19 protein-coding genes are annotated in these 19,256 nt (G+C 62.6%); 13 read left to right on the top strand and 6 right to left on the bottom strand.

Features of this window, described 5'->3' with window-relative positions; genetic code table 11:
- Positions 1–89: 89 nt before the first annotated feature.
- From CHB97_RS06840 to CHB97_RS06820, 5 genes are all read left to right on the top strand, one after another.
- Positions 90–1,757, top strand: coding sequence for a SulP family inorganic anion transporter (locus CHB97_RS06840; protein ID WP_089287203.1), 1,668 nt, complete (start codon positions 90–92; stop codon positions 1,755–1,757).
- A gap of 103 nt (positions 1,758–1,860) precedes the next feature.
- Complete coding sequence (locus tag CHB97_RS06835; protein WP_089287202.1) at positions 1,861–2,976, top strand: hypothetical protein; 1,116 nt, start codon at positions 1,861–1,863, stop codon at positions 2,974–2,976.
- Between the two features lie 138 nt (positions 2,977–3,114).
- On the top strand, positions 3,115–4,155 hold the full coding sequence (gmd, locus tag CHB97_RS06830) for a GDP-mannose 4,6-dehydratase (protein WP_089287201.1): 1,041 nt from the start codon (positions 3,115–3,117) through the stop codon (positions 4,153–4,155).
- 13 nt (positions 4,156–4,168) lie between these two features.
- The gene (locus tag CHB97_RS06825; protein WP_089287200.1) at positions 4,169–5,149 is read left to right on the top strand and encodes a GDP-L-fucose synthase; all 981 of its coding nucleotides are present in this window, start codon (positions 4,169–4,171) and stop codon (positions 5,147–5,149) included.
- Between the two features lie 182 nt (positions 5,150–5,331).
- Complete coding sequence (locus CHB97_RS06820; RefSeq protein ID WP_089287199.1) at positions 5,332–6,231, top strand: hydroxymethylglutaryl-CoA lyase; 900 nt, start codon at positions 5,332–5,334, stop codon at positions 6,229–6,231.
- Between the two features lie 39 nt (positions 6,232–6,270).
- On the opposite strand, the gene prmB is transcribed toward CHB97_RS06820, so the two are convergent.
- The 6 genes from prmB to CHB97_RS06790 form a co-directional block, all read right to left on the bottom strand.
- Positions 6,271–7,212, bottom strand: a complete 942-nt coding sequence (gene prmB / locus CHB97_RS06815; protein ID WP_089287198.1) for a 50S ribosomal protein L3 N(5)-glutamine methyltransferase — start codon at positions 7,210–7,212, stop codon at positions 6,271–6,273.
- A gap of 56 nt (positions 7,213–7,268) precedes the next feature.
- On the bottom strand, positions 7,269–8,282 hold the full coding sequence (locus tag CHB97_RS06810) for an agmatine/peptidylarginine deiminase (RefSeq protein ID WP_089287197.1): 1,014 nt from the start codon (positions 8,280–8,282) through the stop codon (positions 7,269–7,271).
- A gap of 155 nt (positions 8,283–8,437) precedes the next feature.
- Positions 8,438–8,863, bottom strand: coding sequence for a GNAT family N-acetyltransferase (locus tag CHB97_RS06805; protein WP_089287196.1), 426 nt, complete (start codon positions 8,861–8,863; stop codon positions 8,438–8,440).
- 410 nt (positions 8,864–9,273) lie between these two features.
- Positions 9,274–10,617: a glutamine synthetase family protein gene (locus CHB97_RS06800; protein ID WP_089287195.1), complete on the bottom strand. Its 1,344-nt coding sequence runs from the start codon at positions 10,615–10,617 to the stop codon at positions 9,274–9,276.
- A gap of 151 nt (positions 10,618–10,768) precedes the next feature.
- Complete coding sequence (locus CHB97_RS06795; RefSeq protein WP_089287194.1) at positions 10,769–11,530, bottom strand: SDR family oxidoreductase; 762 nt, start codon at positions 11,528–11,530, stop codon at positions 10,769–10,771.
- Positions 11,527–11,874, bottom strand: coding sequence for a hypothetical protein (locus tag CHB97_RS06790; protein ID WP_089287193.1), 348 nt, complete (start codon positions 11,872–11,874; stop codon positions 11,527–11,529). Before CHB97_RS06790 ends, CHB97_RS06795 begins: the two co-directional genes overlap by 4 nt.
- An 84-nt stretch (positions 11,875–11,958) precedes the next feature.
- Here CHB97_RS06790 and CHB97_RS06785 point away from each other — a divergent pair, with 84 nt between their 5' ends.
- From CHB97_RS06785 to CHB97_RS06750, 8 genes are all read left to right on the top strand, one after another.
- Complete coding sequence (locus CHB97_RS06785) at positions 11,959–12,966, top strand: ABC transporter substrate-binding protein (protein ID WP_089287192.1); 1,008 nt, start codon at positions 11,959–11,961, stop codon at positions 12,964–12,966.
- Positions 12,967–12,974: 8 nt separating this feature from the next.
- Positions 12,975–13,730, top strand: coding sequence for an ABC transporter ATP-binding protein (locus tag CHB97_RS06780; protein ID WP_089287191.1), 756 nt, complete (start codon positions 12,975–12,977; stop codon positions 13,728–13,730).
- The gene (locus tag CHB97_RS06775) at positions 13,727–14,509 is read left to right on the top strand and encodes an ABC transporter permease (RefSeq protein WP_089287190.1); all 783 of its coding nucleotides are present in this window, start codon (positions 13,727–13,729) and stop codon (positions 14,507–14,509) included. Before CHB97_RS06780 ends, CHB97_RS06775 begins: the two co-directional genes overlap by 4 nt.
- 95 nt (positions 14,510–14,604) lie before the next feature.
- Positions 14,605–15,777: an MlaE family lipid ABC transporter permease subunit gene (locus tag CHB97_RS06770; protein ID WP_244559439.1), complete on the top strand. Its 1,173-nt coding sequence runs from the start codon at positions 14,605–14,607 to the stop codon at positions 15,775–15,777.
- Position 15,778: 1 nt separating this feature from the next.
- Entirely contained in the window at positions 15,779–16,558 is a 780-nt protein-coding gene (locus CHB97_RS06765; protein ID WP_244559438.1) for an ABC transporter ATP-binding protein, read from the top strand.
- 3 nt (positions 16,559–16,561) lie between these two features.
- Positions 16,562–17,500 carry an MlaD family protein gene (locus CHB97_RS06760; protein ID WP_089287188.1) on the top strand — a complete coding sequence of 313 codons (939 nt, stop codon included), beginning with the start codon at positions 16,562–16,564 and terminating at the stop codon, positions 17,498–17,500.
- Entirely contained in the window at positions 17,497–18,204 is a 708-nt protein-coding gene (locus CHB97_RS06755) for an ABC-type transport auxiliary lipoprotein family protein (protein WP_244559437.1), read from the top strand. Before CHB97_RS06760 ends, CHB97_RS06755 begins: the two co-directional genes overlap by 4 nt.
- Complete coding sequence (locus CHB97_RS06750; protein WP_089287187.1) at positions 18,132–19,229, top strand: TAXI family TRAP transporter solute-binding subunit; 1,098 nt, start codon at positions 18,132–18,134, stop codon at positions 19,227–19,229. Before CHB97_RS06755 ends, CHB97_RS06750 begins: the two co-directional genes overlap by 73 nt.
- The last annotated feature ends 27 nt before the right edge of the window (positions 19,230–19,256 follow it).

Raw genomic sequence — 19,256 nt, 5'->3', positions numbered from 1 at the left:
CCTTTGCGGTAACCCCGGCGCTTGACGCCGGGGTGGGTGGGCGGTGACGCTATAGGCGCGTTCCCGCCCGTCACATCAAGGCGCCAGCCATGGCCATTGCGCCCACCCCCGCCCGTCCCGCCACAGCCCTGTGGCGGGAACTGATGCCCAAGCTGATCACGTGTTTCCAAGAAGGATACAGTCTTGCCGCCCTGCGCAATGATGCGGTGGCGGGGCTGACAGTGGCCATTGTCGCCTTGCCGCTGGCCATGGCGCTGGCCATCGCATCCGGCACCACACCGGACAAGGGGCTGGTCACGGCGGTGGTGGCAGGCTTTCTGATCTCCGCCTTGGGGGGCAGCCGGGTGCAGATTGGCGGCCCGACCGGTGCCTTTGTGGTGGTGGTGTTCGATGTCATCGCCCGGCATGGCTATGACGGGCTGCTGCTGGCCACCCTGATGGCCGGCATCATTCTGGTGGCAGCCGCTGTCACCCGCATGGGCCAGTGGATCAAATATATCCCGGAACCGGTGGTGACGGGGTTCACGGCCGGCATTGCGGTGATCATTTTCACCAGCCAGATCAAGGATCTGCTGGGCCTTTCCATGGCCAGTGTCCCGGCGGAGTTCCTGGAAAAATGGCCGGCCTTCTGGGAAGCGCGCGGCACGGTTGGCCCGGCGGCCATTCTGGGCTTGGGCTGCCTGGCCCTGATCCTGGTGATGCGGCGCTGGACACCCAAGGTGCCGGCCTTTCTGGTGGCGGTTGTCGTGGCGGCCGTTGCGGCCCCCCTGGCGGGTTTACCAGTGGAAACCATCGGTTCGCGTTTCGGCGGTATTCCCGACCATCTGCCGATGCCGGCCGTGCCGGAGATCACGCTGGAGAAGCTGCGTATCCTGCTGCCCAGCGCCCTGACCATTGCCTTTCTGGCGGGGGTCGAGTCGCTGCTCTCCGCCGTGGTGGCCGATGGCATGACGGGGCGGCGGCACCGCCCCAATGCGGAATTGCTGGCCCAGGGTGTGGCCAATATCGCCTCGCCCCTGTTTGGCGGGCTGCCGGCAACGGGGGCGATTGCCCGTACCGTCACCAATATCCGCTCCGGCGCGCGCAGCCCGGTGTCCGGCATGTTGCACGCAGCCTTTCTCTTGCTGTTCATGCTGGCCTTCAGCGGGCTGGCGACCTATGTGCCGCTGGCGGTGCTGGCGTCCGTGCTGGTGGTGGTGGCCTGGAACATGAGCGATGCCGGGCGCTTTGTGCATCAGCTCCAAGTTGCGCCCATTGGTGATCGGCTGATCCTGCTGACCACCTTCGTGCTGACGGTGCTGATCGACCTGACGGTGGCGATTGAGGTGGGGGTGCTGTTCGCGGCGGTGCTGTTCATGCACCGCATGTCAGAAGCCGTCAGCGTGCGGGAACATGAACAGCCGGAAGCCTCTGCCGGGCTGCCACCGCACACCGTTCTTTACCACATTGACGGGCCGATGTTCTTTGGCGCTGCCCGCAAGCTGGCCGATGTGCTGGAACGCACTGGCGGCGCGCCCAAGGTGCTGATCTTGGATATGGAGGCGGTCCCCCTGCTGGATGCCACGGGTGCCGATGCCATCCAGACCGCCATCCAACGGGCGGCGCGCCGGGGCGCCAGCATCATCCTGTCCGGGGTGCAGCGCCAGCCGATGGGGGTGCTGCATGGGTTGGGTATCCGCCACCGGCGCGGCGCGGTGGTGATGGCGGCCGATCTGGAGCGGGCGAAACAACTGGCCCAGGATGTGTTGGACCGATAGGGCGGATGGCTGCCTCGCCGCTTGCGACATTGACAGCCCCCCTTCCGATCCCCGATCAATGGCCGCCCTTAAGCGTCCTTCCCTTCTCCCAAGCAGATCGACCATGACCCGTCTTGTCTACCTGTGCGACTGGCTGCCCCCCGATTTTGGCGCCGTCGGCCAATATGCCATGATGCATAGCCGGGAGCGGGCGGCCCTGGGGTATGAGGTGACGCTGGTCGGTCTGACCTCTGGTGAGACGCGGCTGGAAGAGGAGAGGGTGGGGCCGGGGCTGGTGCGCATTCTGCGCCTGTCCGCTCCCCCCATTGATCGGGCCAACCTGCCGCGCCGTCTGCTGTGGACGGCGCGCACCAATGCCGCCCTGCTCAAGGCCGCCTGGCGCTGGATGCGGCAGGCGGATCAGATCCTGTTCACCGGCTCCCCGCCGTTCCTGCTGCATTATCTGGTGCCGCTGAACCTGATCCTGCGAAAACAGCTGATCTATCGGATTGCGGATTTCCATCCGGAATGTCTGATCGCGTCACGTGAGACGAAATCGGCAATCCTGGATGCCTTTCTGAAACTGACCATCTGGCTGCGCCGCCGGGTGCAGCGATTCGAGGCCTCGGGCGAAGATCAGGTGCGGTTGCTGCAATCTTACGGGATTCCAGCGGCGAATATCGTGCTGAAGCGCGATCCGCCGCCGGTGGAACTGACCGGTGATGAACAGCCGCTGCCCGTGCCGCCGGAACTGGCCGGCAAGGTGGTGCTGCTTTATTCCGGCAACTGGGGCGTGGCACATGATACTGACACTTTCCTGGAAGCCTATATCCGTCACCATCGCCAGGGCTCCGGCCGGGTTGGCCTATGGCTGAACGCCATCGGCGTCGGTGCCACCTTGGTGGAAGAACGGCTGCGGGCGGAGGGGCTGCCGGTGGCGCGGGGCAAGCCGGTGCCTTTTGGTGACCTTGGGCGCCTGCTGGTGACACCGGATGCGCATCTGATCACGCTGCGCGATGGATTCGTCGCTTATGTCATTCCGTCCAAGACTTATGGCTGCATCGCTTCTGGCAAAGCGGTGCTTTATATCGGCTCTGACCAGTCGGATGTGGACCTGATCTGCCGGGAAGGACAACAGCCGAGCCAGCCCTATATTCGCGTGCCGGTGGGGGATGTAGCGGGTACGGCGGCGGCGCTGGAAGCTTTGGCCGATAGTGTGACAGCGCCCATGCCCGCATAAATGGTTCACAACCTGCTGCCGACCATGTAAGAGCAGCTTTTGCCATTCAGACCGTTGGGGCGACTGGTTGGGATGGGGTAGAAAATTGCGGGCCGGTGCGGTTGACGCTCTGGCAGGCCCGCCAACTGGAGAGTGGATATGTCGCGTAAGGTTGCATTGATCACCGGTGTGACGGGGCAGGATGGCGCCTACCTGTCCGAACTGCTGCTGTCCAAGGGCTATATCGTCCATGGGGTGAAGCGCCGTTCCTCTTCGCTCAATACCGGCCGTATCGACCATCTCTACCAGGATATCCACGAGAAGGATCTGCGCTTCCAGCTGCATTACGGTGACCTGACGGACAGCACCAACCTGATCCGCATCGTGCAAGAAACGCAACCGGACGAGATTTACAACCTGGCCGCGCAGAGTCATGTGCAGGTCAGTTTCGAGACCCCGGAATATACGGCCAATGCCGACGCCATCGGCACGCTTCGCCTGCTGGAAGCTATCCGTATCCTGAAGCTGGAGCAGAAGACCCGCTTCTATCAGGCTTCCACTTCTGAACTGTACGGCAAGGTGCAGGAGACGCCGCAGAAGGAAACCACCCCTTTCTATCCGCGCAGCCCCTATGCTGCCGCCAAGCTCTATGCCTATTGGATCACGGTGAATTACCGTGAGGCCTATGGCATCCATGCCAGCAACGGCATCCTGTTCAACCATGAAAGCCCTATCCGCGGCGAAACCTTTGTTACCCGAAAGATCACCCGCGCGGTGGCGGCCATCCATCATGGCAAGCAGCATTGCCTCTATCTCGGCAATCTGGACAGCCTGCGTGACTGGGGCCATGCCCGCGATTATGTGGAAGGCATGTGGCGTATCCTGCAGCAGGATCAGGCCGATGATTACGTGCTTGCCACGGGTGAGATGCATACGGTGCGGGAGTTTGTCGAAAAATCCTTCGCCCATGTTGGCATGACCATTGTTTGGTCGGGCAGTGGCGTGGACGAGGTGGGCCGTTGCAGCGCCACCGGTCGCGAACTGGTGAAGGTCAATCCGCGTTATTTCCGCCCGACGGAAGTGGACCTGCTGCTGGGCGACCCGTCCAAGGCACGGGAAAAGCTGGGCTGGAAGCACAGCACGCCGTTCGCCGAACTGGTGCGCGACATGATGGAATCCGACCTGAAGCTGATGGCCTGACGGAGCGCTGGCAATGTCTGACGAACTGCGCCCCTATGATCTGACCGGCAAGAAGGTTTGGGTTGCCGGTCATCGTGGCATGGTGGGCGGCGCCGTGGTGCGCCGCTTGGCCCGCGAAGGCTGTGCGGTGCTGACCGTCGGGCGCGACGTGGTGGACCTCACCCGTCAGGCGGCGGTGGAGGAGTGGGTGGCTGCCCAGAAGCCCGACGCGGTGGTGGTGGCCGCCGCCAAGGTCGGCGGCATTCTGGCCAATAACTCCTATCCGGCGGATTTCCTCTACGATAATCTGGTGATTGAAACCAATATCGTGCAGGCCAGCTTCCGCACCGGTGTGGAAAAGCTGCTGTTCCTGGGCTCTTCCTGCATTTATCCCAAGCTGGCCCCCCAGCCGATGCGGGAAGACGCGCTGTTGACCGGCCCGCTGGAGCCGACCAACGAATGGTACGCCATTGCCAAGATCGCTGGCATCAAGCTGTGTCAGGCGTTCCGCAAGCAGCATGGTTGCGACTATATCTCTGCCATGCCGACCAATCTTTATGGTCCGGGCGACAATTTCCACCCCTCCGGCAGCCATGTGCTGCCGGCCCTGATGGCCCGTCTGCATGATGCGGCACGTGAGGGAAAGAGTGAGGTGGTGTTGTGGGGCACCGGCAAGCCGTTGCGTGAATTCCTTTATGTGGAAGATCTGGCCGATGCCCTGGTCTTCCTGCTGAAGAATTACAGCGGCTATGACCATGTAAATGTTGGCAGCGGGCGGGAAGTCACTATCCGCACGCTGGCCGAACAGATTGCCGCGACTGTGGGCTATCGCGGTCGCTTCACCTATGACACCAGCAAGCCCGACGGTACGCCGCGCAAGCTGATGGATAATTCCAAGCTGGCGGAAATGGGCTGGACGGCACAGACCAGCCTGGCCGACGGTTTGGCGCTGACCTATCGCTGGTTCCTGGAAGAAGCGGAAAAGGGCGGGCTGCGCGGTCTCGGCGCGCACTGATCCCGGTTAGAGCCGGGTACGTTTAACCGAAAACGCACCCGGCTCTAAGTCCTTGTTCAGCGCGCGGATTTACGCTCCAAAGCGATTGCGCTTTTACGCGATCCGCTCTAGGGGGCAGGTTTTTCTTGTGTGTGGCAGGGATACTGACCTATCCCTGTTTTTCATAAAAACAAGGAGGAACCATGCCCACCATCCGCATTGTGGAGGTTGGCCCGCGCGACGGGCTGCAAAATGAACCCGCCATCGTTCCACTGGACGTGAAGATCGCTCTGGTGGATCGTCTGGCCCGCACCGGCCTGACCCATGTGGAGGCGGGGGCCTTCGTTTCCCCCAAATGGGTGCCGCAGATGGCCGACAGCGCGGCTGTGCTGGCCAGTCTGTCACCCGTTCCCGGCGTCGCCTACCCCGTCCTGGTGCCCAATGTCAAGGGGCTGGAAGCGGCAATGGCGGCCGGTGTGGCGGAAATCGCCATATTCGGTGCGGCGTCGGAAGGGTTCAGCCAGCGCAATATCAATTGCAGCATGGCCGAAAGCCTGGATCGCTTTCGCCCCGTGGTGGCGACGGCACTGGATGCGGGGCTACGCGTGCGGGGCTATGTGTCCTGCGTGCTCGGCTGCCCCTATGAGGGGGACGTTGATCCGGCGCGGGTGGCCTTCATGGCGGCATCCCTGTCGGCCATGGGCTGTTACGAGATCAGCCTGGGCGATACAATTGGCGTCGGCACCCCGGCCAAGGCCGCCGCCATGCTGCGGCGGGTGGTGCAGGATGTGCCGGTGGATCGGCTTGCCCTGCATTTCCACGATACCTATGGCCAGGCCGTGGCCAATATTCTGGCCTGTCTGGATCAGGGCGTGACGGTCATGGACAGCGCCGTGGCTGGCCTGGGCGGCTGCCCCTATGCCAAGGGTGCCTCCGGCAATGTGGCGACGGAGGAACTGCTGTACCTGTTCGAAGGGCTCGGCCTGTCGACCGGCGTTGATCTGGATGAGGTGGCGCGGATCGGCGACTGGATCAGCCGGGAACTGGGCCGCCCCAATGGCAGCAAGGCCGGCCGGGCGCGGCTGGCCAAATTGGCCGGGTAGAAGGGAAGGGGGCGGACTGACAGCCGCCCCCAGATCTGATTACAGATCTTCCAGCTGTTCCTTGGTGATCCAGAATACTTCACCAAAGGACAGTTCGGTCTCCAGCCAGAGGAACTCGGCGTCCGGATAGGCCTCTTCCAGGGCCGCACGGCCAGTGCCAACTTCCACCAGCAGCCCGCCGCCTTCGTTCAGGTATTTCGGCGCTTCCTTCAGGATGCGGTGGACAATATCCATCCCGTCATCACCGCCGCCCACCAGGGCCATGCGCGGTTCCGCCTGATATTCTTCGGGCAGGTTGGCCATCGCTTCAGCATCGACATAGGGCGGGTTGCTGATGATCAGGTCGTATTTCTTGCCCTTCAGCGGCTTGAACAGGTCGCCATTGAACAGCTTCACCCGTTCTTCCAGCGCATGATCGGCGACATTGATCTTCGCCACCTCCAGCGCGTCCGGCGACAGATCGACCGCATCGACCTTGGCTTCCGGGAAAATCTTGGCCGCCAGAATGGCCAGACAGCCGGACCCGGTGCAGAGATCCAGCACCCGTTCCACATCCATCACATCATCGACCAGGGTGAAATCCTGCTCGCCACCAAACATCTCCCCGAACAGCAATTCGCCGATGAAGGAGCGCGGCACGATCACCCGTTCATCGACATAGAACGGCACGCCCTGGATATAGGTGCGCTTGGTCAGATAGGCGGCGGGCTTGCGGCTGGTGACCCGTTCATGAATGATGCTGGCCAGGGCCTGACGCTCTGCCGGCAGCAGGCGGGCCTCCAGATAAGGCTCCAGCTGGTCCACCGGCAGTTTCAGCGTCTCCAGCACCATGAAGACGGCTTCGTCATAGGCGGTGAAGGCGCCATGGCCGTGCACCAGCCCCGCCCGGTTGAACCGGCTGACGGCATAGCGGATGAAGTCGCGCACGCTGATCAATTCCGCCGCCACGCTGTCAATGGCGGGCAGGTTCAGGTCGCTCATGAACAAGGCTCCAGGGCTGGTTTGGTAAAATGTGGTTGGAAGAAGGATATAGCCGATCAGCCGGCAGGCTGCTGCTGGGTGATGCAATGGATGCCACCGCCGCCGCGCACGATATCCAGGGCCGGCACCGGCACGACCTTGCGGTCGGGGAACAGCTTGCGGAAGGTACGCAACGCTTCCTCATCCATCGGGTCTTCGAAGAAGGGCATCACGATGCCGCCATTGGCCATGTAGAAATTGGTGTAGGAGAGGGTGAGGCGGACGCCATTCTGCTCCCGCCTGGCGGGGGTGCGCAAGGTGACGATTTCCAACGCCCGCCCGTTGGCATCGCGTGCGGCGGACAAGCGGGCCAGATTATCCTGGAATACCGGGTAATTGGGATCGGATGTGTCGTCCGTCACCATGGTCAGCACCACGCCCGGTTTCACGAAACAGGCGATCTCGTCAATATGGCCGTCGGTCTCATCCTGCTCGTACCCCCGGGCCAACCAGATGAATTGCTTGACGCCCAGATGATCGCGCAGATGCCCCTCAATCTCCTGGCGGGAAAGGTGGGGGTTGCGGTTGGGGTTCAGCAGACATTCCTCTGTGGTCAGCAGCGTGCCTTCACCATCGACATGGAAGGAGCCACCTTCCATCACCAGGGGCGCGCCATAGCGCTTCAGACCCTGCTGTTCCAGAATCAGGCGGCCAACCTCCGTGTCGGGTTGGAAATCATCATAATTGCGGCCCCAGGCATTGAAGCCCCAATGCACGCCGGCCACGTCGCCCTTGCCATTGATGATAAAGCTGGGGCCATTGTCGCGCACCCAGCTGTCGCTGGTCGGCATGGGCAGCACATTGACCCCCTTGCCACAGGCCAGGCTGACCTCCGCCAGAGCGCCATCGGGGCAGAGCATGGTGACCGGTTCGAACTGGGCGATAGCCTGGGCCACGGCGGCATAGGCGGCGCGGGCAGCATCCAGCCCATTGGGGAAAGTCTCTGCCCGGACGGGCCAGGCCATCCAGCAGCGTACATGCGGGGCCCATTCGGCCGGCATGTGGAATCCATCTGCGACAGGGGTGGTCATGACCTGGGCATCCTCACGGCTGTTATCTCGGGCAAAATAAAGCGCCCCGGCGAAGGTAATCGCCGGGGTGTGTTTCTGACAACCATGCCGAAACGATGAAAACGGATTTCTGCATGTCGGGATAGCGACGGATCGGCAGAAGCCAGTTGGTAACATCACAATGGAATATGCAGGCGAGCCGATGAATGGGTGAAACCGAGGGACTTGTAAAAGGCTTGGGCATCGGCACGGCGCAGGGCTGTGGTGACCTCCAGCGTATCGCAGCCCGCAGCGCGGGCCAATGCGGCCGCGGCATCCACCAGCTTGCGCCCGACACCAAGGCCGCGCGCCTGTTCATGCACCACCAGGGTCGTGATGCGGGCAATCAAGGTGGGTGCATAGAGCATCAGCACCCAGTTGAGTGCAATAACGCCAAGGTACCGGCCCTCGCTCACCGCGACCAGGATGGGATCGGTGCCGGTGCTTTCCAGCTGTGTGATCCGCGACGCAACCTGCGTCACATCCAGCCGGTAACCCAGTTGTTCCAGCAGGCAGACGATGCCATTGGCATCGTCGATGACAGCTGTTCTGATCTCAACCATGGCTGATGAACATCCTCAGCAAAATAAAACGCCCCGGCGAAGATAATCGCCGGGGCGTTTTTCTGACAACCATACCGAAACCATGAAAACGGATTTCGGCGTATCTGATTGGTTCAGACTGAAAAATGGAGACTGCTAAAAGAAGCAGGCCCTGTCGCCTCAATCGCGGCGATCGGCCGGGGTCTTCACAACGTGAGCGGCGAACGGAGAAAATGCACCGAGCCGTAGCATAGGAAGAAAGAAGAAGTACCGCATGATGGATCCCCATCGCTGTTGACGATGGCGGAAATATAATTGCTTTTTGTCGATTCTGCCAGCCGGGGGCACCGCCGGGGCAAGGCTGCGCGCCGCGCATGGCTTGCGTCATGAAATTGTAATGGGGGAGGCCGGCGCCGGCCGCCCCCACCCGATCAGACATTCAGCAACAGGTTTTCCCGTTCCCAGGAACTGATCACCCGCTGATAGGCATCATATTCCGCCTGCTTCACATAGCCGACGGCGGCCACAAACCGTTCACCCAGCACTTCTTTCAACGGCTTGCAGGCGTTGAACTTGGTCAGAGCGTCGGCCTGATGACGGGGTAGGGAGAAGGCAAGCCGATGGGCCGATCCCTTGACCGGGTCACTCGGTTCCAGCCCCTGGCTGATGCCCAGATAGCCACAGGCCAGCGAGGCAGCAAGCGCCAGATAGGGGTTGGCATCGGCCCCGGCGACACGGTTTTCCACCCGCCGTGCCTCCGGCGGGCTGACGGGCACGCGGAAGCCGGTGGTGCGGTTGTCACGGCCCCAATGCACATTGATGGGCGCGTCCGACCCCTGCACCAGCCGGCGATAGGAATTCACGTTCGGCGCCAGCAGCGGCATGGCATAGGGCAGGTACTTTTGCAGCCCGGCGATGAAGCTCATGAACAGGGGGGTGTCATCGCCCTCCGGCGTGGCGAACAGGTTCTGGCCGGTGGCGATATCCACCAGCGACTGGTGGACATGCATGGCGCTGCCCGGTTCATTCTGCATCGGCTTGGCCATGAAGGTGGCATAGACCTGATGCCGGATGGCCGCCTCCCGCACCGTGCGCTTGAACAGGAAAACCTGATCGGCCAGTTCCAGCGCGTCGCCATGATTGAAATTGATCTCAATCTGGGCGGCACCGGCCTCGTGGCTCATCGTGTCCACGTCGATTTCCTGCTTGGCGCAGAAATCGTAGACATCCTCGAAAATCGGATCGAACTCGTTGACGGCGTCGATGCCATAGGCCTGACGCCCGCTTTCCTGCCGGCCCGACCGGCCGATGGGCGGCACAAGCGGATAATCCGGGTCTTTATTGATGGCAACCAGGAAGAACTCCAGCTCCGGCGCCACGATGGGGCGCCAACCCCGATCCTCATACAGCTTCAGCACACGCTTCAGCACCGAGCGGGGGGAGATGTCGACGCTGGAACCGTCGGCATAAAAACAATCGCAGATCACCTGCGCGGTGGGTTCGTTGTACCAGGGAACCATCCGCACCGTCTGGGGATCGGGCGTCATGTAGACGTCCCAGTTTTCCACTGACGTGACATCCTCGTCTTCCGGATATTCACCGGTGACGGTCTGAATGAAGATCGATTCCGGCAGCCGCAGGCCACGATCCCGCATGATGCGCAGGAACTTGTCAGCCGGCACGATCTTGCCACGGGCAATGCCGGCCAGATCGGGCACCAGGCATTCAACCTCGGTGATATGCCGCGAACGGATGAATTCTTCTAATGTGCTCATGCTTACGCCGCGGGTGGCGGCCCAGCGAAGGCGGTCATGGGTGAAGATGACCGGATCCGGGGAATGGTACGACGCCCGCAGCCCTCCGCGTTGTTGCAACCATAGCAGTATAGGCAGATGAAGCGGGGGGGCGGCAAGCGGGGAAAACGACTCAATAAAAGCTGATATCCCGCGCCAGGGGGCTGAACCGCATTCCGGCATCGACATACAGCGTCTGGCCCGTCACCGCCGGGCTGCGCAGCAGATAAAGCGCGGCGTCCGTGATATCACCTGCTTCCGGCCCCCGGCCCAGCGGGGTGCGGTTATGCAGGCGCTGGAAATCCGCCACATCCTGGCCGGGGGCCGGCAATGTATAGCCGGGCGCGATGGCATTGACGCGCAGCCGGGGGGCGGCGGCGCGGGCCAGCATTTCGCCCAGGCCCATCAAGGCATATTTGGCCATGCTGTAACTGAGATGGTCGCCATGCGGGGCGGCCAGCTTCTGGTCCAGAATATTGATCACCGTTCCTGTCACCCCCGCCGGCAGTTGGGCCAATAACTGGCGGCAGAGCAGGGCGGGGGCAACGGCGATGGGCAGATAATGCGCCAGCATCCGTTCCGCCGTAATCGTTTCGATATCGTCCCAATCAAAAGGGGCAGCGCTGTTGATCAGCCCGGTAATGGGCTGGCCGATGGCGCTGGCGGCGCGGGCTACCATATCCTCTATCGCTGCCGGTTCGGTCAGGTCGGCGGTGATGGCGGCGGCCTTGGCACCGGCCCCGCGTATCTCTTCCAGGATGGTGGCGGCAGCATCGGCCCCGCCGGCATCGCGGTGGTGGATGATGATATTGTACCCGGCCCGGCCACAGGCCAGCGCCAGGGCAGCACCCAGCCGACGGGCGCCGCCAGTGATCAGCAGGGTCTGTTTCATCATGTGCCGCGCCGCCAGTTCCGTTCCAGTTCCAAGTGGCCGGCCCGCATCCACAGATGCTGGCCGGTAATCCGCTCATCAAACGTCTCTACATAGGCCAGCACCGCCTCGGCGACAGTGGCCGCATCGGCAAAGGGCCCCTGGCCGGGCAACACATGCAGGATATGACGCACGATCCGGCTGTAATCGATGGTGATATGCAGGTCATCCGTATCCCCCAGAAAAGGGCCGGCAATATCCGTTTCCAGCGTCAGGCTGAACAGGCAGGGTGTTGCCACAGGGGGCACCCCCAATGGCAGTTCCACCGCCACCTGCTTGATGAGAATACGAAGATTTTCGTTGTTCATGGAAACCGACAGGCGGCGGGGCCGCTCGACAATTGGCGCTGCAGCGCTACTATCAGGCCGCGACCGCCAGAGGAACAAGAGAAGATGCGCCAGCCTGCCAAATCCATCGCCCGCCTGCTTTCGCTTTGCGCCCTGGCCGCGCTGACCAGCCTGCCGGCGGGGGCGGCGGAGAAGTTCGTTTTCATGACGGATTGGGTGGCACAGGCCGAACAGGGCGGTTTCTATCAGGCGCTGGCGGAAGGGCTTTATGCCAAGCGCGGGCTGGAAGTGGAGATCCGCCCCGGTGGCACCGGCATGGACCCGCAGAAGCTTCTGGCAGCCGGTTCCATTGATGGAGCAATGGGTTCCAGTGGATTCTTCACCTTGAATCTGATTGATGTCGGCGCACCGGTGGTCACGGTCGCCGCCATGTTCCAGAAAGACCCGACGATCCTGATGTCGCATCCACGCAGTGATGTGACCAGTCTGGCCGACATGAAGGGCAAGCCGATCCATATCGGCGATCCCTCCGTCAATACCATGTGGCGCTGGTTGGCTTCCCGCTATGGCTACAGCGACAGCCAAATTCGAAAGTACAGCTTTAATATTGCACCCTTTCTTGTTGATAAATCAGCCATTCAGCAGGGATATGTGACGTCGGAACCCTTCACGGCGGAGAAGGCGGGGGTGAAGCCGCAGGTTTTCCTGCTGGCAGATAACGGCTTTGCCTCCTATTCCGCGATGATCATGGTGCGCAAAGATGTGCTGGCCAAGCGGGAGGCGGTGGTGAAGGCCTTTGTGGAGGCCAGCATTGAGGGCTGGTACCATTTTCTGACGCGTGATCCTGCGGCGGCCTATGCCCTGATCAAAAAGCAGAATCCCGATATTGACGATGCTACGCTGGCCAATGCGCGCCAGAAGATCATTGAGTACGGGCTGGTCACCGGCGGTGATGCCGCCACCCAGGGTGTCGGCTACATGAGTGCGGAGCGTTGGCAGGTATTTACAAAAGAAATGAAAGATTTGGGGATTTATCCTCAGAATCTGGATTGGCGGCAGGGGGTGGATTTGCGCTTTGTCGATAAGGGCCAGGGCTTGGCGTTGAAGCCGTGAGCGTGCCCATGTCTCCCCTGTTGAACGTCGCTGGGCTCAGCCTTGCCTATGGCAAGGGTACGCTGGCCCTGGACGGTGTTGATCTGACGCTGAACCGGGGGGAGTTTCTCTCCCTGCTGGGGCCCAGCGGCTGCGGAAAAAGCACCCTGTTGCGGCTGATCGCCGGCTTGCTGACGCCCAGCGGTGGCCAACTGCAATGGCAGAGCCCGATTGCCCGGGGCGATATCGGCTTTGTCTTTCAGGAACCGACCCTGATGCCCTGGGCGCGTGTTATCGATAATGTCCGCCTCCCGCTGGAGATTGCCGGCGTGCCCAGGGTGGCGGCGACGGATCGGGCGATGGCGGAACTTGAAAAAGTTGGATTGCAAGATTTTTCAAAATCTTATCCAAGAGAGCTGTCAGGAGGGATGAAGATGCGCGTCTCCCTGGCCCGCGCCTTGGTGACGCGCCCGGCCCTGCTGCTGCTGGATGAGCCATTCGCCGCCCTGGATGAAATCACCCGGCTGAAGCTGAATGATGATTTGCTCTCACTCTGGCGGCGCGATGGCTTCACCGCCATCTTCGTCACCCACAGCGTCTTTGAGAGCGTCTATCTCTCCACCCGCATTGCGGTGATGCGGCCCCGGCCGGGGCGGATTGTGGCGGAACTGCCGGTGGAGCTTCCGTCGCAGCGCGATTATGCCACCCGCACGGGTGCTGCCTATAATGATCATTGCCGAACCGTATCGACCCTGCTGCATCAGGCGATGGAGGCGGCGCCATGAAGGGCATGGTACGCCTGCTGTTGCCGCCGCTGGTTGGGTTGCTGGTGCTGGCGGGGTGGGAATGGGCCGTGGGGGCCTTTGCCATTCCCGCCTTCGTGCTGCCGCCGCCCAGTGCCGTTCTGGCCGCGCTGTGGCGGGATGGGCCGCTGCTGCTCACCTCCTCCTGGCTGACGCTCAGCATCACCTTGCAGGCCTTTCTGCTGGCCCTGGTCACCGGGGTGGCGCTGGCCCTGCTGTTCAGCCAGTCGCGGCTGGCGGCGGCGGCGCTTTACCCCTATGTGGTGGCCTTGCAGGTCACCCCCATTGTGGCGATCGCCCCGCTGGTGGTTATCTGGGTGGGGTATGAGCGGGTCAATCTGGCCCTGTTGATCCTGGCCTGGATCGTTGCCTTCTTCCCCATCCTGTCCAACACCACGCTCGGCCTGTCGGCGGTGGACCCGAACCTGCGGGATTTGTTCCGGCTCTACGGGGCCAGCCGCTGGCAGACATTATGGCGGCTGCAATTACCGTCAGCCTTGCCCTATCTGCTGGGGGGCATGAAAATCTCCGGCGGTCTGGCCTTGATCGGCGCGGTGGTGGCGGAATTCGTTGCCGGTTCCGGCACCGCGTCCGGCTTGGCCTGGCGGATCATCGAATCCGGCAACCGGCTGAACATGCCCCGCCTGTTCGCCGCCCTGCTCCTGCTCTCTGCCCTGGGCATTGCCATTTTCGCCGGTCTCTCCTTCGTCCAGAACCGCTTGCTGCGCCGCTGGCATGAGAGTGAGTTGGGACGGCAATAGTGCATTCTTGACATTTTCACCCTGCTGGGGCCGCTCGGGTGGGTGCTGGCTGTTGACCCTTGTGACCTTGTGATGTCAAGTGCGCGGAGGATCAGATGATGCCGCGTGGCAGCACGCGGCGACGGGAAGGGTACGTGCAAAGGGGAACCATCACATCGGCCTGGGCGGAGGGGCAATTCATCCTGACCGCCGCCGGGCGCTGGGATATTGCCTCCGCCCAGGTGCTGGAGACACAGCTGCGGGCCAAGGCGCCAGACCGGCAGGGGGCCTCCGTCTGCCTGGACCTGTCCGGCCTGACGGCGCTGGACACGGCCGGTGCCCTGGTCATCGACCGGCTGCTGCGCCGGCTGCGCAACCAGGGGCATCAGGTGGCCGTGGTCGGTGCCCGCGCGGATCTGTGTGAATTGCTGCGGGAGGTGCAGCGCGTCAGCCAGGGTATAGCAACCCCGATGCCGACGCCGGCGGGGCCGCGCTTTCCCTTTGTGGATCGTATCGGCCGCGCAACAGTCGCGGTGGGGCAAGACGCCCTGGCCATGCTGAATTTTCTCGGGCTGGTAACGGTTACCTTCCTGCGGCTGCTGCGGGCACCGGGCCGGTTCCGCTGGAAGCCGTTCGCTTTTCATCTGGAACAGGTGGGACTGAACGCGCTGCCCATTGTCGGCCTGCTCTCCTTCCTGATCGGCATTGTGCTGGCTTATCAGGGGGCGGATCAGCTGCGTCGTTTCGGTGCCGAAATATATGTGGTGAACCTGTTGGGCATCGGGGTGCTGCGGGAAATCGGCATTCTGATGACCTCCATCATCGTGGCCGGCCGCTCCGGCTCGGCCTTCACGGCGCAAATCGGCACCATGAAGGTGAATCAGGAGGTGGATGCCATGCGCACCCTGGGCCTGGACCCGATGGAACTGCTGGTGCTGCCCCGCATGTTGGCCCTGCTGGTGGCGCTGCCGCTGGTCGCCTTCTTCGCCAATGTGGTGGCGCTGGCGGGCGGTGCGGTGATGGCCTATGCCTATCTTGACATCAATTTTGTGCAGTTCACCCGGCAATTGCAGATTGCCGTCAGCGCCCAGACCCTGTTCGTCGGGCTGATCAAGGCACCGGTCTTTGCGGTGGTGATCGCCCTGGTCGGCTGTTACGAAGGGCTGCGGGTGACCGGCAGTGCCGAAAGTGTTGGTCTGCTGACCACCAGATCCGTTGTCGTCTCCATTTTCCTGGTGATCGTGCTGGATGCCATCTTCTCCATCCTCTTCTCTTATCTCGGGATTTGAGATGATTGCCGGCGGGGAAGATCATCCGGTGATCCGCGTCAGCGGCCTGCGCACCCGGTTCGGGCAGCAGCTGGTGCATGATGGCGTGGATTTCAGTGTCGCCAAGGGGGAGGTGATGGGGCTGGTCGGCGGCTCCGGCACCGGCAAATCCGTGCTGCTGCGGGAGATTGTCGGGTTGATGGAGCCGACGGAAGGCCGGATTGAGGTTCTGGGTCGGGATACGCGCCAGCTTTCCGAGCGGGAGCGCATCGCCCTGCAGGCGCGCTGGGGCATGTTGTTCCAGGATGGGGCGCTGTTCAGCTCTTTGACGGTGCTGGAGAATATCCAGGTGCCGCTGAAGGAACATACCAGCCTGCCCCGTGACCTGATTGAGGAGATTGCCCGCGTCAAGGTCGCCATGGTCGGGCTGGGGCCGGAGGCGGGGGATAAATACCCCTCGCAACTATCCGGCGGGATGCGCAAGCGCGCCGGGCTGGCCCGCGCCCTGGCCATGGACCCGGAAATCCTGTTCCTGGATGAACCGACCGCTGGGCTGGACCCGATTGGCGCCAACGCCTTTGATGAGCTGATCGGCAGTCTGCAAAAGAGCCTGGGCCTCACCGTGGTGATGGTCACCCACGATCTGGACAGTCTTTATGCCATCTGTGACCGCATCGCCGTACTGGTGGACAAGAAGGTGGTGGTGGGAACGATTGATGACCTGTTGCAACAGGATCATCCCTGGATTCACGATTATTTTCATGGGCCGCGCGGGCGCGCGGCCGGTGCCGCAAGGGGATAGGGCATGGAAACACGCGCCAATTACACGGCCGTCGGCGCCTTTGTCCTGGCTTTGGCTGCCGCTGCGATGGTGTTTGTCATCTGGCTGGCCAAGGTGCAGTTCAGCAAGGACTACCAGCCCTATTACATCATGGTGTCCGGCACCGTGACGGGGCTGGTTCAGGGGGGGCCTGTGCGTTATCGCGGCGTCAATGTCGGCACCGTCACGGATATCCGCATCAATCCTGAGAATGTGGAGGAAGTTCGGGTGACGGTGGAGGTGCCGGCCGACACCCCCATCAAGACCGATGCCATCGCCTCGCTGGAACCGGTGGGTGTGACCGGTGGGGTCTATGTGGAAATTGCCGGCGGCAGCCGGGAGGCACCGCTGCTGAAGGAGAAGGTCTCCGGCATTCCCGTCATCCCCTCCCGCCCCAGTTCCATCGCCGCCGTGCTGTCCCGCGCGCCGGAGGTGCTGGAACATCTGATCACCATTTCCGCCCGCCTGTCGGCCCTGCTGAATGAGGATAACCAGAAGGCCATCGGCACGACGCTGGCCAATCTGGCCACCGCCTCCGGCCATGCCAATGAATCGATCCGCAATGCCAACCTGCTGATCGTCGATCTGCGCCGTCAGGCGGAGACCTTGAGTCGGCAGGCGGAAACCCTGCTGGTGACCGCCAATGACACGGTGGGCAAGGTGGGCAAGGATACCGGCGTCATCACGGCGCAATTGGCGCAGACGACCAAGGAAATCAACCGTTTATCGGCCTCTCTTGCCGGCATGATTGAGGAAAATCGGGAGCCGATCCGCGATTTCACCTCGACCGGCCTTTATGATCTCAGCCAGTTGCTGATCCATTTGCAGGATCTGACCGCCAATCTCAGCCGCGTGACCCGCCGGCTGGAACGCGACCCCGCCGATCTGCTGTTTGGCGGCAATTCGGGAGTGAAGACGGAATGACCCGCCAGAAAGCCGCCATGCAGCCTGTTTCCCGCCTGAACCGGCGCGCCCTGCTGGGGCTGGCGCTGCTGGCGCCGCTGGCAGGTTGTTCGCCCGTCCGCCTGCTAAATGGCGGGCGCCCGCCCCGGCTCTATCTGCTGACGCCGGCGCGCGATTTTGTCGCCGGCCTGCCGCGCGTGCCCTGGCAGTTGCTGGTGGAGACCCCGCTGGCCAACAGCGCCATCGATACGCCGCGCATCGCGCTGGGGGAGACGGCCAACCGCATCACCTATTTCGCCGAGGCCAATTGGGCGGATACCGGGCCTGACATGCTCCAGACCCTGCTGGTGGAGAGCTTTGAGAATAGTCGCCGCATCGTGGCGGTGGGGGTGGAGCGTTCGGGCCTGCGTGCCGATTTCGTGCTGAAGACCGATCTGCGCGACTTCCAGGCCGTCTATGATGGTGGCGATCCGACCACCACCGCACCGGAAGCCCGTGTGCGCGTCAATGCCAAGCTGGTGCGGATGCCCCGGCGGAACATCGTCGCCGGGGAGACGTTCGAGGCCCAGGTTCGCGCCAGCAGCCCGGCGCTGAACCATGTCGTCGCTGCCTTCGATGAAGCGACCGGCGCTGTCCTACGCCGTATTGTGGAGTGGACATTGCAGCAGGGAAATACCAATGTGGAGATAGACCCGCTGCCCGGCTCGGCCGACATGCGGAGGTGACCCGTTTTCGTCAGGGAAAAGAAAGATTGGCGTCTTCCCGCAGGTTATCATTCGCTAGCTTTGCTGTTCTCTCGTTTCTGCTGGCTGGTGTCTCAGGGGCTACCGCCCAGGATAAGCCGAACCATTTACCGGCAAAACCATTCATTGTGGAAACCGGCGCCGTCACCGGGCTTTATTATCCGGTGGCCGGCGCACTCTGCCGGGTGATGAACCAGACCAAGGGGCAGCATGGTCGCCATTGTCTGGTCGAGGCGACGGACGGCCCGGTCTATAATCTGAATGCGCTGCGTTCCGGGGAGGCTGATGCGGCCCTGGTGCAATCCGACTGGCAGCGGATGGCGTTCAAGGGGGAGGGACGTTTTGCCCCCGCCGGCCCGTTCCAGGAATTGCGGGCCGTCGCCACGCTTTATCCGGAAACCCTGACCCTGGTGGCAAAGCCGGAAGCCCAGATCAAGGGTTTGGCCGACCTGAAGGGCAAGCGCGTCAATTATGGCCCGACCGGGTCGGCACTGCGCAATCTGGTGGCCCTAGTCCTGGGGGTAGCAGGTGGCGGGCCGGCCAATGGGGAAGGCGACATGCCCCCCGATGACGCTGCGGCCGCCCTGTGCGATGGCCAGCTGGATGCCGCCTTCTTCGCGGTGGGACACCCTAATGGCACAATCCGGCGCGCGGTGACGGAATGCGGTGCGGTTCTGCTGCCGGTATTCGCCCCAGGGCAGGAAAAGCTGTTGGCGGATCATCCGGAACTGGTGACCGCGACGATCCCCGCCTCGCTTTATCCTGAACAGGTCGAAGATGTGGCCACCATCGGCGTTGCGGCAACCCTGGTGGTGCGGGCGGATGCGGATGCGGCGGCCGTGACGGCCCTGGTTGATATTCTGAAAAAGGGCGATGGCGGGCTGGAAAGCCAGCACCCGGCCTTCGGTCTGCTGGATCGTGGCAATCTGGCCAATGCCGGTCGCACGGCCCCCCTGCACGGCGCGGCGGAGAAGGCCTATGCCGCGACGCCAGAGCGCAAATCATGATCAAAGGGGCGGCATCCCGGTGCCGCC

Origin of the sequence: Azospirillum sp. RU38E, assembly GCF_900188385.1 — a bacterium.
Classification (GTDB): Bacteria; Pseudomonadota; Alphaproteobacteria; order Azospirillales; family Azospirillaceae; genus Niveispirillum.
Note: the sequence above shows the minus strand (reverse complement) of the source record. Positions and strands in the feature narration are given on the sequence as shown.

What these genes read in the sequence shown, in the direction of transcription:
- CHB97_RS06840 (WP_089287203.1), top strand. Translation starts at nt 90, where the DNA reads ATGGCCATTGCGCCCACCCCCGCCCGTCCCGCCACAGCCCTGTGGCGG.
- CHB97_RS06820 (WP_089287199.1), top strand. Translation starts at nt 5,332, where the DNA reads ATGCCCACCATCCGCATTGTGGAGGTTGGCCCGCGCGACGGGCTGCAA.
- gmd (WP_089287201.1), top strand. Translation starts at nt 3,115, where the DNA reads ATGTCGCGTAAGGTTGCATTGATCACCGGTGTGACGGGGCAGGATGGC.
- CHB97_RS06765 (WP_244559438.1), top strand. Translation starts at nt 15,779, where the DNA reads ATGATTGCCGGCGGGGAAGATCATCCGGTGATCCGCGTCAGCGGCCTG.
- CHB97_RS06825 (WP_089287200.1), top strand. Translation starts at nt 4,169, where the DNA reads ATGTCTGACGAACTGCGCCCCTATGATCTGACCGGCAAGAAGGTTTGG.
- CHB97_RS06775 (WP_089287190.1), top strand. Translation starts at nt 13,727, where the DNA reads ATGAAGGGCATGGTACGCCTGCTGTTGCCGCCGCTGGTTGGGTTGCTG.
- CHB97_RS06800 (WP_089287195.1), bottom strand. Translation starts at nt 10,617, where the DNA reads ATGAGCACATTAGAAGAATTCATCCGTTCGCGGCATATCACCGAGGTT.
- CHB97_RS06795 (WP_089287194.1), bottom strand. Translation starts at nt 11,530, where the DNA reads ATGATGAAACAGACCCTGCTGATCACTGGCGGCGCCCGTCGGCTGGGT.
- CHB97_RS06810 (WP_089287197.1), bottom strand. Translation starts at nt 8,282, where the DNA reads ATGACCACCCCTGTCGCAGATGGATTCCACATGCCGGCCGAATGGGCC.
- prmB (WP_089287198.1), bottom strand. Translation starts at nt 7,212, where the DNA reads ATGAGCGACCTGAACCTGCCCGCCATTGACAGCGTGGCGGCGGAATTG.
- CHB97_RS06790 (WP_089287193.1), bottom strand. Translation starts at nt 11,874, where the DNA reads ATGAACAACGAAAATCTTCGTATTCTCATCAAGCAGGTGGCGGTGGAA.
- CHB97_RS06755 (WP_244559437.1), top strand. Translation starts at nt 17,497, where the DNA reads ATGACCCGCCAGAAAGCCGCCATGCAGCCTGTTTCCCGCCTGAACCGG.
- CHB97_RS06780 (WP_089287191.1), top strand. Translation starts at nt 12,975, where the DNA reads ATGTCTCCCCTGTTGAACGTCGCTGGGCTCAGCCTTGCCTATGGCAAG.
- CHB97_RS06770 (WP_244559439.1), top strand. Translation starts at nt 14,605, where the DNA reads ATGATGCCGCGTGGCAGCACGCGGCGACGGGAAGGGTACGTGCAAAGG.
- CHB97_RS06835 (WP_089287202.1), top strand. Translation starts at nt 1,861, where the DNA reads ATGACCCGTCTTGTCTACCTGTGCGACTGGCTGCCCCCCGATTTTGGC.
- CHB97_RS06805 (WP_089287196.1), bottom strand. Translation starts at nt 8,863, where the DNA reads ATGGTTGAGATCAGAACAGCTGTCATCGACGATGCCAATGGCATCGTC.
- CHB97_RS06785 (WP_089287192.1), top strand. Translation starts at nt 11,959, where the DNA reads ATGCGCCAGCCTGCCAAATCCATCGCCCGCCTGCTTTCGCTTTGCGCC.
- CHB97_RS06760 (WP_089287188.1), top strand. Translation starts at nt 16,562, where the DNA reads ATGGAAACACGCGCCAATTACACGGCCGTCGGCGCCTTTGTCCTGGCT.